We start from the raw sequence: 13,706 nt of genomic DNA, 5'->3' as shown, positions 1-13,706 counted from the left end.
CGCCCAAATCGGACGACAGGAACCCGCGGTGCGACGCTACCGGACGCGCTTCATGTGGTAGACCGTGACGTGCTCGTGCCCGCCGACGCCGCTGCGTTGCGTCGCGGTCCATTCGTCGGGCGAAAGGAACTGCCACGACAGGCTGCTGCGCACGTTGACCTGCGGAACGAACACGACGCCGGTGCTGTCGACGCGCGATGCGCCCCATCGAGCCGGGCCGTACGCCGTGTACAGCCGGCCGACCGAGAGATAGAGTCGGCCGGTGCTGGCGGGCTGGCTGAACCCCGCGTCGCGATAGTACGTGATGTCCACCGTCGAGTCATTCGTGAACGTGTAGCGTGCGTAGAGCGGTGCTTCGTCGGTGGACGATCCTGCCCAATCGCCTTGGAGCCAGTGCAGCTTGCCCAGGTCGGATGTGCCGAAGGGCGTGCGCGGCTGACCGCGCTGCGACGCCTGCGCGTGGAGCGCGGCGGGCACTGCGGGTATCGCAACGAAGATCGCGGCGACGGCGGCGGTCAGGGTGATTCGGAGGTGATTTCGCATGGTTGGTGGTACCCCACCGCTTACTCGTCGCTCCCCATTTTCGCCATGCGATCGCATGTTTCGGCGCACGAAGCGCACACATCCGCGCAATGGCCGAGCTGTTCGTCGCCCGCCACGCCTCGGCACGCTTCCTCGCAGGCGCGGCAGAGCTCGGCGCACGCGCCGCAGGTGATGACGTGGTAGGGCGAACCGCGCAGCATGAAGTTGGCGCTCGTCTGTGCGATCTCGGCGCAGTCCAGCAGGATGCCGATGAGGTGGACGTCAGTGAGCTCGCCGCCGCCGCTGGCGATGCAGTGCTGCAGCGTGAGTGTACAGACGGCGTGGCAGTTGAGGCATTCTTCGATGCATTCCTGAAGATCGTCGTGCGCTTGCGCGCCGATGTCTTGTTGTTCCATGGAGTTCTCCGCGTTGACGGAAGTGCTAGCGGCACGATGCGTACCGTGGGGGATGGCCGCGGCTGCACCGCGAGGGGATGGCCGCGGCTGCGCCGCGAGGGGATGGCCGCGGCTGCGCCGCGAGGCAACTGCGAAGAGCGCTGTTTGCTCTCACCATCCGCGCGCAGGGCGGGCCTCACCATCGACGCGGAGCGCCGGCCTCACCCTCGCGGCCCTCGGCCCGCGGCCCACACCATCCGCGCGCGCGAAGCGCGCACGGGCCTCACTCCCTCAAAACCTCAGCCCCGCGGTCACAAACAAATTCCTAGGCGGCAACACATAAAAAAACGACACGCCGTCTCCCGCATATCCGCTCCCGAACTTCTTGCTGTTCGTGAGATTGTTGCCGCGCGCCTGGATCTCGTAGCGGCCACGCTGCCAGCCCAGCGTGCCGTCGAGATTGAAGGCGGCGGGGAGCACGAAGCGGGGATCGCTCGTGTTCTCCAGGAATGAGCGGCCCTGATAGCGTGTCTCGAGCGCGAGCGACACGTCGCGGGTCGCGGCGAACGCGGCCCGCTCGAACGTCTGGAAGCGCGGCGTGAGCAGCGGCTCCACGTTGTGATACGCGACCGGCGTATCACCGCTCGAATCCACATAGTCGCGAATGCGATTCATGCTCGCCGTCGCGTTCGCGCTGAGCGTGATGCGTTGAATGCCGCGATAGGTCACGTCCGCTTCGACGCCCCGGCGATAACTCGCCGCTACATTCTTGCGCAGCGGCGTGCCGATCACCGTCAGCGCACCGATCGGCGCGATCTCGTTGCGGAAGTTCATGTCGTAGACGTTCGCCTGGAGATCGAGTGCCGCGGCGTGATAGTTCGCCCCGACCTCGACGTCGTGCACCGTCTCCGGCTTCACGCGGCTGAAGCTGCCGATTTCCGCGACGTTCGACGCGTCGATGTTGTCGGCGCCGGCGAGCATGTCGGTGCGCGCCGGCTCGCGCGTGTTGCGCCCGTAGGACGCCGTGAACGACAGCGACGGAAGGGCCGCGTAGCTCACGCCGGCTTTTGGATTCACGAACGTCCAATCGACGGACTGTCCGCCGACGCCCGAGTTCACGTCGGGCGAATAGCGAAAGCGCGCGTGACGCGCCTGCAGGTCGCCGAACAACGTCGCGGCGCCGGCCGTGTAGGCCAGCTTCGCAAACGCGCCCGCGTCCTGCTTGTGGCCGGTGTTCAGGTACACCGGCGTCGTCAGGTTCGGGCGATCGTATTCGGAGTGATCGCGCGCATAGGTGTTGGCGTTCACGCCGACGTCCATCCGCCACGCGTCGCCGCGCATCGTCCAGTTGCTCGTGAGCCCGTACCACACGAAGCGCAGATTGAAGTTGTCGAGCGAATCGATCAGGACGTCGTAGTCGCCGGCCGACGAGATGCGGTACAACGTCGTCGACAGCGAGGACGACGCGCCGAGCAGGCGCGTGTACGCGATCGAGGCGAGACGCTCGCTGAAGCCGTCGCGCTCGCGCGGCGTGAGCGGATTGATGCGCCGGTTCGTGTCGAGATCCGACTGCGCGACGGCAAGATACGCCATCGTGTCACGCATGGTGCCGGTCGTCGCCATGACCTTCACGATGTCGCGGTCGCCAAAGTATCCGCCGCTGGCGAAGGCCGATTTTCCTTCGACGCCCGAGTGATAGCGGTAGCCGTCCGTTCGCAGATCCGACAAGCGCGCGTACCAGGCGAAACGGCTCGGCAAGAGACCGCTCGCGTACGACGCGCTCACGCGCTTCGAGCCAAACGATCCGCCGGACAATTGCACGTTGCCGCCGCGCTCGGCGCCGGCGAGGGGAATCGTTTCCATGTTGATCGATCCCGCGTACGCGGCCGTCCCGTTGCTGCTCGTGCCGACGCCGCGCTGCACCTGCACCGTGGCGAGGCTATTCGTGAGATCGGGGAAATCGGCGAAGTACAGGACCTGATCTTCCGGATCGTTGAGCGGAATGCCGTCGAGCGTGAGGTTGATGCGCGACTGATCGATGCCGCGCAGTCTGATGTAACTGTATCCCCAGTAGTTTCCCGTCTCGGCGTACGCCGTCAGCGACGGCGCGGCGCCTTGCAGCACCAGCGGTACGTCCTGCCCGAAGTACCGCGGTCGAATGTCCTCGCTGGTGAGTGTCTTTTGCGAGATCGGGGCGAGCCCCGCGCCGCGCATGGCTGAGATCATCACGCGCTCCAGTCGCTGCACGCGCGAGCTGTCCGCGTGCGTCGAGTCGCGTCCCGTGCGGGCCGCTTGGGCGCGAAGCGAGTTGGAGCTATGGACGAGAAGGAAACCGAGCGCGACGAGGATCGTCGCGCCGCCACGGCGCGTGTGCGCCGGCAACGAAATGCGATTCATGTCTGACTCCCTACGCCGGTACGAACCGGATCAGGTTCTGCGGGACTCTCTCAGCCTGCGCCCTTTGTGGGCAGGCACCCCGGTCACCGGGAAAACCTAATGACTGTTGCCCCCGGCGTAAGGAAATTCGCGCGCGCGCGGATTATGCAATCCTATGAGGCTTAACCCGCGTTATCATTGGGACAGATGCCTCAAACGCTCAACCGCGTCCTTGTACTCGCCGACGGTCCCGTCGTCGCGGCGCTGATCGGCATGCTCGTGGAGACGACCGGGAGAACTCCCGTGTTCGCCAATCCCAACGAGGTGCCGAGCGATGCGCTCGAGCGTACGCGGCCGATCGCCGCGGTGATCATCGACGCGTCGCTGAGCGCGGCGGAGTCGGACCTTTTCTTCGCCGCGGCGGCGAAGTGGGACATCGGGGTCGCGGTGTTCGGTCCGGAATCGGCAGCGCGGCGCATTGCCGAGATCGCGGCGGGACGGCGCATTCCGTGGTTCACGATGCCGCCGACGGCCGATCAATTGGCGCGCGCGCTCGACGTCGCGATTGGCACGCAGAGCCGGCGCGGTGCGGAACGGCGCTCGGCCCCGAGTGAGGCGCTCGTTGCGCCGGACGGCACCAGGATTCTTCGCGACACGGACGGGTGTCGTTGGATGGTGTACGATCGGCGCGTATCGAACGATCGCCGTGCGTCGGACGGCGATACGATCACCGTGCGCGTCTTCGTGAGCGAAGTCGGCGAAGCCCTGGAGTGCGGATTGGGCGAAATGGAAATTCGGCAGGCAACGGCGAGCGCGTTGGAGCTTCAACTGTCGCGCTGCGTACGGTCGTAGCACGCCAACGCGGCAATCGCGCTGGTTCGTTTATTGCCGCCGTGTTCGCATTGACTCGATCGGTATTGGCACATGGCACCTGATGATCCGCAAGGCTTGCGACCGAAGCTCGCACGCGCGCAGGAGACGTTGCAGTCGGCGCTGGAAGACGCCTGCAATGCCGATCTCGGTGATGCCGACACGGGCGAGCTGATTCGCATCGAGGAAGTGCTGGCGATCGCGAACGAGGCAGCGAAGGAAGCGGTCTCGGTCCGCCGCCGGCTCGGCCGTGCGCGCGAGCTCGAGGACGAGAGCTCGAGCAGCAGTCACGCCCCGCGCGAAATTCAGGACGGCGTCGGCGTACGCTGGGTGGTCTTCGCCGTGTATCCTTCGACCGCGACGACCGAGCGTTCGCCGTTGCGCGAGCCATACACGAAGGGCTGGCTGGCCTTCGACTGCGGAATGGAGACGCGTCGCCTGGCGCCGATTCCGGAGGGCTGGTCCGAGTTGGCGGACGCGGAGCTCGTCGCGCTGTGCACGCGCGCCGAAGTCGCGCCGCGACGCAAAGGACGCGGCCCGACTACCTGACTACTCTGTGACGCGCGTTCTCAGGAGCGCGGGTTATCGCTTCGACGGCGGCGTGCGCCTGAATCGGGAGCGGGCTCGCCGCGCGGGCGGTCGGAAGCTTCTGCGTCGAACTGCGACCAGATTCGCTCGAGATCCCCGGGCGAGATGTGGACCGGTGTGCCCGCGAGAATGCCGGTGACGTTCCGGAACGGGCGGCCAAGGTGCATGCCGTTCCGGTCGATGTTGAACTCGCGAATGCCTTTGTCGTGCGCCGAGCCGCGCATCTTGAGGACCGTCAGGCCGCGGCGCATGTCGCCGAACATCTCGACGTAGCGAAGCAGGATGATCGAGTCGGTCAGCGTGGAGATGTGTCCTTCCGTGATCGACGCGCCGCCCATCAACGTCGGCGTCGTCGACGTGAAGAGGCCCGTGATCTCCTGATGCTTGATGAACGACGTCAAGCCGATGACGAATTCGCGATACGCTTTGATCGAGCCCACGCGCTCGAGAGCCGACAAGCTGTCGAGCGCCACGCGCTTCGGCTGGAATTGCTCGATGATGCCCTGGATGTTGAGCAGCCAATCCTCGAGCGTCGCCACCTCGGGGTAGTCGCACACGAGACGCAGCGACCCATCGCGCTCCATCTGCTCGAAGCTCACGCCCCAGCCGCGCGCGTTGCGGAACAACTGCTCGCGGCTTTCCTCGAACGCGAGCAGGAGACAGCGCTCACCGGCGTCGGCGCCGCCCTTGAGGAACTGCGTCACGGTGAGCGTCTTGCCGGTCCCGGTGGCGCCCGACACGAGAATCACGGAATCGCGGAAGAAGCCGCCGCCGCACATCTCGTCGAGCTCCGCGCTGCCCGACGAGATGCGCACGTCGGATGAGCGCTGCTTGAGCTGAATGGCCGACAGCGGGATGATGACCAACCCGACGCCCGGCACGATGGTGAATGGATATTCACCCTTTTGGTGGTCGGTGCCGCGGAACTTGAGAATCTCGATCGTGCGGCGGCGCGTTTCGTCTTCGAGGACGTTGCGGAGCACCATCACGTTGTCGGCGATGAACTCCTCGACGCCGAAGCGGGCGATCGGCCCGTAATCCGACGTGCGCTCCGCCGTCAGAATTGCCGTGACGCCCAGGGCCTTGAGCGCGGATGCGATGCGGAACAGCTCTCGCCGCACCATCGACTGATCAGAGAACTGTGTAAACACCGCGCCGATCGAATCGACGGCGACGCGCTTCGCGTTGACTTTGCGGACCGCATGCTCGACGCGCGCGAGCAGCGCGCCGAGATCGAACGCGCCACTCTCGACGATCTCGACGCCCGGATCGGGTGAGGCGTCAACGAACGCGAGGCGGCCCTGCCGCTCCCACTCGGCCAGGTCCCAACCGAAGCTCCGCATGTTCTTGCGAATGTCTTCAGCGGATTCCTCGAACGTCACGAAGACACCGGGCTCGTTCTGGTCGCGAATGCCCGACGCGAGAAACTGGACCGCGAACACCGTTTTGCCGCTGCCCGCGGTGCCGGCCACCAACGTGGTCCGGTTGATCGGGAGGCCGCCCTTCGCGATGATGTCGAAGCTGGGAATGCCGGTACGGAGCTTCTCGATCGGCTCCATGGAAATCGGATTGCTCATTCTGAATCGTCAGTCGTTGGCGGGGCCGTCGAGCGTCGGACGCACCTCGAGTCCGAGCAGCACTTTGTCCTTGTCGGACAGATCGCCGATCACGCGACGCAGCGGCGGCGGCAGCTGTTTGATCAGCGTGGGCGTCGCGAGGATCTTGTCATCCTCGGCGACCTGCGGATGCTCGAGCACATCGATGATCTCGAGCGCGTATTGGCCGTGCAGCTCGAATTCGCAAATGCGGCGCAGGTTGGCGATCGCCGTTTGTGCGCGGCTGCTCGATCCGCTGACATACAGCTTGAGAACGTATTGGTTCAGGAGGTCCCCCGATTGACGGCCGGCCGGGCCGGCGAGGGTACAAACTCGCCGCCGTCGAGCGGTGACGCCAGACCTCCGGCGCGAAATGCCGCGCAAAAACCGCCTCAAGCGTGGGGCACACTCTTTGAATTACTGGGCTCCGCGAACGTAGCCCAAGGTTCATCGGAATGGAGCAAGTGAACGAGCAGCGTCCGGCACCGGGTGCCCGTCGAGGAAGAAGGTCCGATCAGGAGCGCTTGCGTGAAATCGTCGAGCGCATCGCGGACGGGATCATCATTGTCGGTCTGGACGGAGTCATTTGTTTCGCCAACCCGGCGGCGGCCCGTCTCTTCGGACGTCCAACGGAGTCGCTCGAAGGCACGCCGTTCGGATTTCCCGCGGCGGCGGGTGAGACGGCGGAAATCGAAGTCGTTCAACCCGGCGGCGGCATCGTCGCGGCCGAGCTGCGCGTCGTCGACATTCAGTGGCAGGGGCAGCCGACGCGACTCCTGTCGCTGCGTGACATCACCGACCGCAAACGCGCCGAGGAAAAAGCGCAGCAACTCGAGCGGGAGCGGATCGCGCGTGCCGAAGCGGAAGCCGCGAGCCAGGCAAAATCCGAATTCCTCGCGGTGATGAGCCACGAGCTGCGTACGCCGCTCAACGCGGTGATCGGCTACTCGGATCTGCTCGAGCTTGGGATCTCGGGGCCGCTCAATGCCGACCAGCGCCAGCAGGTGTCGCGTATTCGAACGAGTGGCCGGCATCTCCTTGGACTGGTGAACGAGGTGCTCGATCTCTCGAAGGTCGAGGCCGGGCGTCTCTCGGTGCAACTGACGATCGCGCGCGTCGGGTCGACGGCCGACGCGGCCCTGTCGCTCATTCAGCCGGTCGCGGAATCGCGCGGGATTCGGCTGACGGCACAATGCCTTGGCGACGTGGACGCGATGTACGAGGGCGACGAGGATCGGGTCCGGCAGGTGCTCGTGAATCTGCTCAACAACGCCGTCAAATTCACGGAAGCCGGAGGCGCGATCACCGTGGAGTGCGGTGTGACCAAGCGTCCTGATTCCGAGGCGCGGCTCGTCGGCGGACCGTGGGTGTTTCTGCGCGTGACGGACACCGGCTGTGGCATTCCCCGCGACCACTTGCTCACGATCTTCGACCCGTTCGTGCAGGTCGAGTCGGGGCACACGCGGCAGAACGATGGATCTGGTTTGGGTCTCACGATCAGCCGCCGGCTCGCGCGGCTCATGAAGGGCGATCTCACCGTCAGAAGCGAAGTCGGCGTCGGCTCGACGTTCACCTTGTGGCTGCCGACGGCCTCGCAGTTGGCCCGTGACAAGTCGAAGCTCGTTGCTGAGACACCGGACAGTCCCGCCCGCCTTGCGGGTCTCGCCGAAATCGGCGAGGCGCTGGTGCGCGAGCTGGAGCCGTTGCTCAGCGCGTTCGTGAATCGGCTGCGCAACGAATCCTTCACGCCGCGGGTGTCGTCGCTTGGCTTCGCGCAGATCGCGGATCACATCGGCACGTACGTGGCGGACGTGGGTGCGCTGCTGATCGCGCTGGATGAAACGTCGGGGCAGCCGTCGACGCTGATCGCCGACGGCGGCGACATCCAGCGTCTGGTTGCCGAGCGGCACGGCGCACAGCGGGCGCGGCTGGGCTGGACGCACGAGATGCTCAAGCGGGAATGGAAGATTCTGAACGAGGAAATCGAACGCGCCATTCGGCGGCGCATGCACGCCGTACCGGACGCGACCGTGGTTGAAGCGCTGTCGATCGTGCAGCGGTTCATCGAGCAGTCCGAAGAGATCAGTTGCCGAGCGCTTGGCCGGACGCTGCAGGAAGCGAACGAGACCGTTGTTCGCGCCGTCGCGCGCGCCTGAGCTCGTCGAAGTGCTCTGTCTCGGTACAGTTGGCACGAGCCGTGCCTTCCAAAGGCACAATTGCACCTTCGTCCCACAAGGGGAGGCCCTCTCATGAACCGAAGTTTCTCGGCCATCGCGCTTGCCGTGCTGGTGACGGCCGCCGCGTGCGGCCGAAACAACAATCGTCCCGCGGACACCGCGCTGAACACCGACCTGTCGCTGGCGGCGCAGCAGAAGAATTTCCAGCCGTTGGACAGCATTTCGGCGGCGGAGCGCGCGCAGGGACTCGCGGCAGCGCCGGCAACCACCGCGCGCACGTCGAGCGGTGAGGTTTCCCGTGCGCCGGTCACGCATACCGCGACGCGTCATCGTTCCAGTGGTTCGTCGAGCAGCGGCAGCGTTGGATCGAGCAGCGGCAGCTATACGCCGGCACCGGCTCCGAGTCCGACGGTCGTGAAGCACACGCAGCGTGATGCGGCGATCGGCGCCGCGGCGGGCGCAGTGATCGGCGCGACGACGAGCCGCAGCAAGGTGAAGGGTGGCATCATCGGCGCCGCGGTTGGTGGTATTCTCGGCGGCGTGATCGGGAATAACGTCGACAAGACGAAGAAGCCGTAGCGCGTTGGGCGTTGGGCGTTGGGCGTTGGGCGTTGGGCGTCAGAGCGGACGGTCGCGGATGTTCCGTCGAAGATTGGTCAGCATGCCGCCGAGGTGGTCGGTCAATTCGAGTACGTCGTCGAGATCGCCGAGTTCGACGTACTCGAGTCGCACCGCCGCCTCGAGCTGTGTTTCAATTTCTGCGACGGAGCCGCGAGCGACGGTGAGGAAATGTCGCCGGTCCGCCGCCGTATCGCGCTCGGTGCCTTCGGCGATGCATGACGGAATCCGTAGCGCTGCTTTGCGAAGTTGAAACGTCAGGCAAAACAACTCTTCGCGCGGAAACCGACGAGTGAGGCGGTAGATCTCTGTGATGAGATCCATCCCTTTCTGCCACGCTTCGATCTTGCGGAAAGCCCGCATTCCACGTTGGCGAGGGCGCACGGATGATACTGCACGCGTCGTTGCGTCCGTGTGCTACCATTTCATTCCGCACGACATCACTAGCGCCCAACGCCCATCGCCCAACCCCCATCGCAGTCGCGCTAGCTCATCCTTGCGGGTATACTTCTCCCCCATGGCCAAGGAAGAACCAATTCAGCTCGAAGGGCAGGTCACGGAAGTGTTGCCCAATGCAACCTTCCGCGTTCAGCTCACCAATGGACACAATGTGCTCGCCACGCTCGGCGGCAACATGCGCCGGTTTCGCATTCGCGTGCTGCAAGGCGATCGCGTGACGATCGAAGTGTCGCCGTACGATTTGACGCGCGGGCGAATCATCTTCAGACACAAGACGTGAAGTAGTCTGTCATCCTGACGCTGAGCGCAGCGAAGTGAAAGGACCCCTTACCGCCACGGATAGGGGTCCTTCGTCGCTACGCTCCTCAGGATGACCTCAGGGGTCTTACGGACCCTTCAGCTCCTTCGCGCTCGCGCGCCGCGTGCCCGGATACGGCACATCCGGCCCCTTGATGGCCTTCCACAAAATCTGATTGAACTTCGCGTCGTCGACCGCGTCCTCGACGTGGAGGTCGAGATGCGCGGATTCCTTCGCACCCGGCGCATTGCGCTGATTCACCTCGTCGAGCGACTGCGCCGGCGTGAGCGCGACATACGGCCGCACATCCGGCGTGCTCGCCCACACGTCATGCAGCGGCCGGCCGAAGTAGTCGAAGTGCGACATCGATTGCAGGCCCAGGATCTCCTCGATCGTGCGCAGCACATCGGTGGTGTTCGTGAACCGATGCTCGACGCCCGGCCGGTTGTACGCCGACACGACGAAGAATGGCGAGCGGTGACCATCGACGTGATCGGGACCATTCTGCGCGTCGTCTTCCAGCACGAACACGACCGTGCTGCCCCAGAAGGGCGAGCGACTCAGCGCCTCGATCATGCGGCCGAGCGCCAGGTCGTTGTCGGCGAAGTGGGCGCGCGGCGTCGGCGCACCGACGGCGGCGCCCGACGTGTGATCGTTCGGCAGGCGGACGATCTCCAGCGCCGGCATCGAGTTGGTCTTCGCGTACTCCTGCAGCTCGGCAATCCAGATGTCGGCGCGGTGCTGGTCGCGAATGCTCAGATTGAAGTTTGGATATTGGGGATTCGACGTCGCCACGAGCGCGGGCTTGACGCCGCGATAGACCTGAGGTCCTCGCCCGTCGCCTTCCTCCCGCTCGGAACGCGCGCGCGTCTCCGGCTGCACGAACTCGCCGTAGTTCCGCAGCGTGATGCCTTTCTTGACCGCGAGATCCCACAGGTAGCCGGCGGCGGGCTCGTTGACGTCGTCGTTCGGAATGCTCGCCGTGCCGAATCCGTGATTGGTCCCTTCGTAATCGTACGTGCGGCCGCGCGCCGAGTAGTTCGACTGCACGGTCTTCTCGAGATAGTCCGTCGCGTACGCGGCCGTCGACCAGTTGTGGCCGTCGGCGCTCACTTCGGCGTTCACGAAGAAGCGATCGAACAACCCGAATCGATCGGCGAGCGCATGGTGGTTTGGCGACACGCTCGGACCGAAGAACATCAACGACGAATCGCCGTCGCCTTGCCGGTCGTCGCCAAGAATCTGATCGTAGGTGCGATTCTCTTTGATGATGTAGACGACGTGCTTGAACGGCGGGTACTGGAAGGTCTTCGCATGCGCGTTCCATCCATTCGCCTTCGTCACGCGCGCCGTGTACGACGCGAGCGCCGGACCAACCGTTTCGGCAAGCGGAACGCGCATGTAGCCACCGCGTAACGTGGCGAAGATGTGTGTCGATCCGCGTGCCTGATTCACCAGCGCGGACTGCGGCTGCGGTCCAGTCGGGTTGGGACCCGAGCCTTTGCCTTTCGCGCTGATCGCGACGAGCGCATCGCCAACCGGCATGACCGCGGTCGGATACCAGCCCGTTGGAATGCGGCCGGCGAGACGATCGTCGCCGTGCGCATTCGAAACACCCGAAGTGGCCGCGGAGAGATTGATGACGCCGATCGCGTTCGCGTCTCCTTCCGCGACGAAGAGACGCGTGCCGTCGGCCGACAACGAGAGCGCATTCGGCGTTGCCCCTTCATCCGGACCCGACGGTGGCGGATCCGCCAGCCGAGCGACCACCATTCTCGAGCGCGTGTCCACCACCGCGACTTGATCGGTGCTTCCCGAAACCACGAACAGCCGGGACGCATCGGCATTCAACAGCAGGGATGACGGATGCCGCGCGACAGTCATCATGCCTTTCGCCGCGAGCCAGCCGTTCGTCGTCGTGGAGAACTGCGCGACCGTATTGCCGCCCCACGTCGAGACGTACACGTTGCCGGCGGCATCGGCGACGACGTCGTACGGATAGGAGCCTGTCGGAAAACGCTGCACGACTTCGCCGCTCGACAGGTCGATCACCGCGAGCGAGTCCGCGAGATTCTCGGCGACGTACAGCATCGTTCCATGCGGATCGACGGCGATGCCGGCCGGATACCGTTTGCCCGGCGAGCGCGGATTCGGCTTGTGTGCCAACACGAGGCTGTCACGCAACGTCGCGGCGCCGTTCGCCCACGCGTAGCGATAGACGACGTCCTGATTGCCGCCCGAGGCGTACAGCGTCCGGCCATCCGGCGAGAAGGCAAGGCCGACGAACGCCGCGGGTTGCCGAAGGTCTTGCAACACGCGGCCGGATGCGACGTCCACGACTTGAATGCCTTGCTTCGCGTAGCCGCTCATCGACAGGACGACGCGATCGCGTTCCGGTGCCAGCCGCATGGTCAGGACCATCGGTCCGACTTCGGCGAGTGGCGCCGCGGGATCGAGGTGAACGCCCGTCGAAAGACGCGAGCCGAGTGTGGTGGACAGCGAGTCGGTGCCGGGCGCGGACTGGCCGGAGCGCTGGCAGGCGGGAAGGGCCGAAAGAGAGGCGAGCGCGAACGAAAGAGCCAACCGGCGCATTTCAACCAGGCGAGTCGAGAGTGTGATGGGTCGCGGTGAGAGCGTTTGCCTCGTAAGATACTCCTCGCCAGCCCGAGCGCACCCCGGTGCGCTCCCTTCAACGGAAATCAATTCGTTCATGATCATCTCGTTCATCCACGCGCCCATGCGATGGGCGCGCGTGTTGGCTCTTGGCGTATCGTGCAGTCTCGTGAACGCCGCGGCAGTCGCGGCGCAGGACTCGACGACGCTTCGCACGCTGCCCCCGTTTGAGAATCACGGCTTCATTCAGGTTTACTATCGCACCGGCGATCCGTTGACGAAGGACGGGTATCGACTGCGTAAAGTCGATTTCAAGTTCAACGGGATCCTCACGCCAAAGCTCCGCTGGCGCGTCACCTTCGACGCGGCCAAGGTGATTTCGCTCAACACGGCCACGGGCGACGTCGCGGACACCGCCGTCGTGACCAACGTCTCGGTCGATCAGAAATCGCGCATCCTGCAGGACGCGGCGCTCACCTACCTGGCGAATCGCTACCTGTCAGTCGACATCGGACAGCAGATCGTGCCGCTCGGACTCGAGGCGACGACCTCGGCGTCGTACCTCGAGACGATCGAGCGCGCGAACTTCGAGGCCGAGCGATCTCGTGCGGTCGGACTGGGCGACGTGCGCGACATCGGCGTCTCGGCGAACGTCGCGCTCCCGGCGGGATTCGAGGGGCACGTCGGCATGTTCAACGAGATGGGCGACGATCAAGGCAGCACCGATGCCAACGATCAAAAAGCACTGCTCGCGCGACTCGTCTATCACGTGCCGCTACTGCCGGGATTCCAGTTCGGTGGAACCGGCGGATTCGAGGGCGGCCCCGTTGCGCAAATGAAGCAGCGGGCGGCGACCGAAGTGCAATACCGCAATTCGCTCGTGACGCTACGCGCCGAAACGATGGCCGCGCGCGACGGCCTCCTGCGTCGCTTTGGGTGGTATTCACTCGGCGCATTGCGTCCGACGAAAGACGTGCAGCTCGTCGCACGCTACGATTCATGGGATCGAGATCGCACGGCTGAGACCACGCTCTCGAACGCGTTCGAGCGGCAGATCACGGTTGGCGCGAGTTATCTCGTCGAGAGCGGCCTGGCGAAGATATCGCTCAACGTCGTGCGCCAGACCTTTCCGAACATCACGACCGTTCCCGACGGGACCTTCGCTCTGCTCGCGTTTCAGGCGCTCTGGTAGCGC

Annotated in this window: 13 protein-coding genes and 1 riboswitch; of the genes, 6 read left to right on the top strand and 7 right to left on the bottom strand. The window is 65.0% G+C overall.

The window, feature by feature from the left end:
* Nucleotides 1-36: 36 nt before the first annotated feature.
* The 3 genes from VN706_10075 to VN706_10065 all read right to left on the bottom strand — a co-directional run bounded on the left by VN706_10075 (nt 37) and on the right by VN706_10065 (nt 3,314).
* Complete coding sequence (locus VN706_10075) at nt 37-543, bottom strand: hypothetical protein (GenBank protein HXT15963.1); 507 nt, start codon at nt 541-543, stop codon at nt 37-39.
* Nucleotides 544-563: 20 nt separating this feature from the next.
* Nucleotides 564-938: a four-helix bundle copper-binding protein gene (locus tag VN706_10070; GenBank protein ID HXT15962.1), complete on the bottom strand. Its 375-nt coding sequence runs from the start codon at nt 936-938 to the stop codon at nt 564-566.
* A 270-nt stretch (nt 939-1,208) separates the two neighbouring features.
* Nucleotides 1,209-3,314, bottom strand: coding sequence for a TonB-dependent receptor (locus VN706_10065; protein HXT15961.1), 2,106 nt, complete (start codon nt 3,312-3,314; stop codon nt 1,209-1,211).
* A riboswitch (TPP riboswitch) is annotated at nt 3,305-3,406 on the bottom strand. It overlaps the preceding gene by 10 nt.
* A gap of 94 nt (nt 3,407-3,500) precedes the next feature.
* Here VN706_10065 and VN706_10060 point away from each other — a divergent pair.
* Complete coding sequence (locus VN706_10060) at nt 3,501-4,145, top strand: hypothetical protein (protein ID HXT15960.1); 645 nt, start codon at nt 3,501-3,503, stop codon at nt 4,143-4,145.
* Nucleotides 4,146-4,217: 72 nt separating this feature from the next.
* Complete coding sequence (locus VN706_10055) at nt 4,218-4,712, top strand: hypothetical protein (GenBank protein HXT15959.1); 495 nt, start codon at nt 4,218-4,220, stop codon at nt 4,710-4,712.
* Nucleotides 4,713-4,732: 20 nt separating this feature from the next.
* On the opposite strand, the gene kaiC is transcribed toward VN706_10055, so the two are convergent.
* Both kaiC and kaiB read right to left on the bottom strand, forming a co-directional pair.
* Nucleotides 4,733-6,328: a circadian clock protein KaiC gene (kaiC, locus tag VN706_10050; GenBank protein HXT15958.1), complete on the bottom strand. Its 1,596-nt coding sequence runs from the start codon at nt 6,326-6,328 to the stop codon at nt 4,733-4,735.
* 9 nt (nt 6,329-6,337) lie between these two features.
* On the bottom strand, nt 6,338-6,730 hold the full coding sequence (gene kaiB, locus VN706_10045; protein HXT15957.1) for a circadian clock protein KaiB: 393 nt from the start codon (nt 6,728-6,730) through the stop codon (nt 6,338-6,340).
* A 71-nt stretch (nt 6,731-6,801) separates the two neighbouring features.
* Here kaiB and VN706_10040 point away from each other — a divergent pair, with 71 nt between their 5' ends.
* The gene (locus tag VN706_10040) at nt 6,802-8,502 is read left to right on the top strand and encodes an ATP-binding protein (protein HXT15956.1); all 1,701 of its coding nucleotides are present in this window, start codon (nt 6,802-6,804) and stop codon (nt 8,500-8,502) included.
* Nucleotides 8,503-8,595: 93 nt separating this feature from the next.
* A complete protein-coding gene (locus tag VN706_10035; protein ID HXT15955.1) occupies nt 8,596-9,102 on the top strand; it encodes a YMGG-like glycine zipper-containing protein in 507 nt (168 codons plus the stop codon).
* Between the two features lie 39 nt (nt 9,103-9,141).
* Here VN706_10035 and VN706_10030 read toward each other — a convergent pair whose 3' ends face one another.
* Nucleotides 9,142-9,504 (bottom strand): four helix bundle protein, encoded by a 363-nt coding sequence (locus tag VN706_10030; GenBank protein HXT15954.1) that lies wholly within the window; start codon nt 9,502-9,504, stop codon nt 9,142-9,144.
* A 154-nt stretch (nt 9,505-9,658) separates the two neighbouring features.
* On the opposite strand from VN706_10030, the gene infA reads away from it, so the two are divergent.
* Complete coding sequence (infA, locus tag VN706_10025; protein ID HXT15953.1) at nt 9,659-9,880, top strand: translation initiation factor IF-1; 222 nt, start codon at nt 9,659-9,661, stop codon at nt 9,878-9,880.
* A gap of 105 nt (nt 9,881-9,985) precedes the next feature.
* Here the strand turns inward: infA and VN706_10020 are convergent, their stop codons facing one another.
* The gene (locus VN706_10020; GenBank protein ID HXT15952.1) at nt 9,986-12,490 is read right to left on the bottom strand and encodes an SMP-30/gluconolactonase/LRE family protein; all 2,505 of its coding nucleotides are present in this window, start codon (nt 12,488-12,490) and stop codon (nt 9,986-9,988) included.
* 118 nt (nt 12,491-12,608) lie between these two features.
* Here VN706_10020 and VN706_10015 point away from each other — a divergent pair, with 118 nt between their 5' ends.
* A complete protein-coding gene (locus tag VN706_10015) occupies nt 12,609-13,703 on the top strand; it encodes a porin (GenBank protein ID HXT15951.1) in 1,095 nt (364 codons plus the stop codon).
* The last annotated feature ends 3 nt before the right edge of the window (nt 13,704-13,706 follow it).

It is taken from the genome of Gemmatimonadaceae bacterium (genome assembly GCA_035606695.1).
Taxonomy (GTDB): Bacteria; Gemmatimonadota; Gemmatimonadetes; order Gemmatimonadales; family Gemmatimonadaceae; genus JAQBQB01.
Note: the sequence above shows the minus strand (reverse complement) of the source record. Positions and strands in the feature narration are given on the sequence as shown.

What these genes read in the sequence shown, in the direction of transcription:
- VN706_10070 (HXT15962.1), bottom strand. Translation starts at nt 938, where the DNA reads ATGGAACAACAAGACATCGGCGCGCAAGCGCACGACGATCTTCAGGAA.
- VN706_10055 (HXT15959.1), top strand. Translation starts at nt 4,218, where the DNA reads ATGGCACCTGATGATCCGCAAGGCTTGCGACCGAAGCTCGCACGCGCG.
- kaiC (HXT15958.1), bottom strand. Translation starts at nt 6,328, where the DNA reads ATGAGCAATCCGATTTCCATGGAGCCGATCGAGAAGCTCCGTACCGGC.
- VN706_10040 (HXT15956.1), top strand. Translation starts at nt 6,802, where the DNA reads ATGGAGCAAGTGAACGAGCAGCGTCCGGCACCGGGTGCCCGTCGAGGA.
- VN706_10060 (HXT15960.1), top strand. Translation starts at nt 3,501, where the DNA reads ATGCCTCAAACGCTCAACCGCGTCCTTGTACTCGCCGACGGTCCCGTC.
- VN706_10035 (HXT15955.1), top strand. Translation starts at nt 8,596, where the DNA reads ATGAACCGAAGTTTCTCGGCCATCGCGCTTGCCGTGCTGGTGACGGCC.
- VN706_10015 (HXT15951.1), top strand. Translation starts at nt 12,609, where the DNA reads ATGATCATCTCGTTCATCCACGCGCCCATGCGATGGGCGCGCGTGTTG.
- VN706_10030 (HXT15954.1), bottom strand. Translation starts at nt 9,504, where the DNA reads ATGCGGGCTTTCCGCAAGATCGAAGCGTGGCAGAAAGGGATGGATCTC.
- VN706_10075 (HXT15963.1), bottom strand. Translation starts at nt 543, where the DNA reads ATGCGAAATCACCTCCGAATCACCCTGACCGCCGCCGTCGCCGCGATC.
- VN706_10020 (HXT15952.1), bottom strand. Translation starts at nt 12,490, where the DNA reads ATGCGCCGGTTGGCTCTTTCGTTCGCGCTCGCCTCTCTTTCGGCCCTT.
- VN706_10065 (HXT15961.1), bottom strand. Translation starts at nt 3,314, where the DNA reads ATGAATCGCATTTCGTTGCCGGCGCACACGCGCCGTGGCGGCGCGACG.
- infA (HXT15953.1), top strand. Translation starts at nt 9,659, where the DNA reads ATGGCCAAGGAAGAACCAATTCAGCTCGAAGGGCAGGTCACGGAAGTG.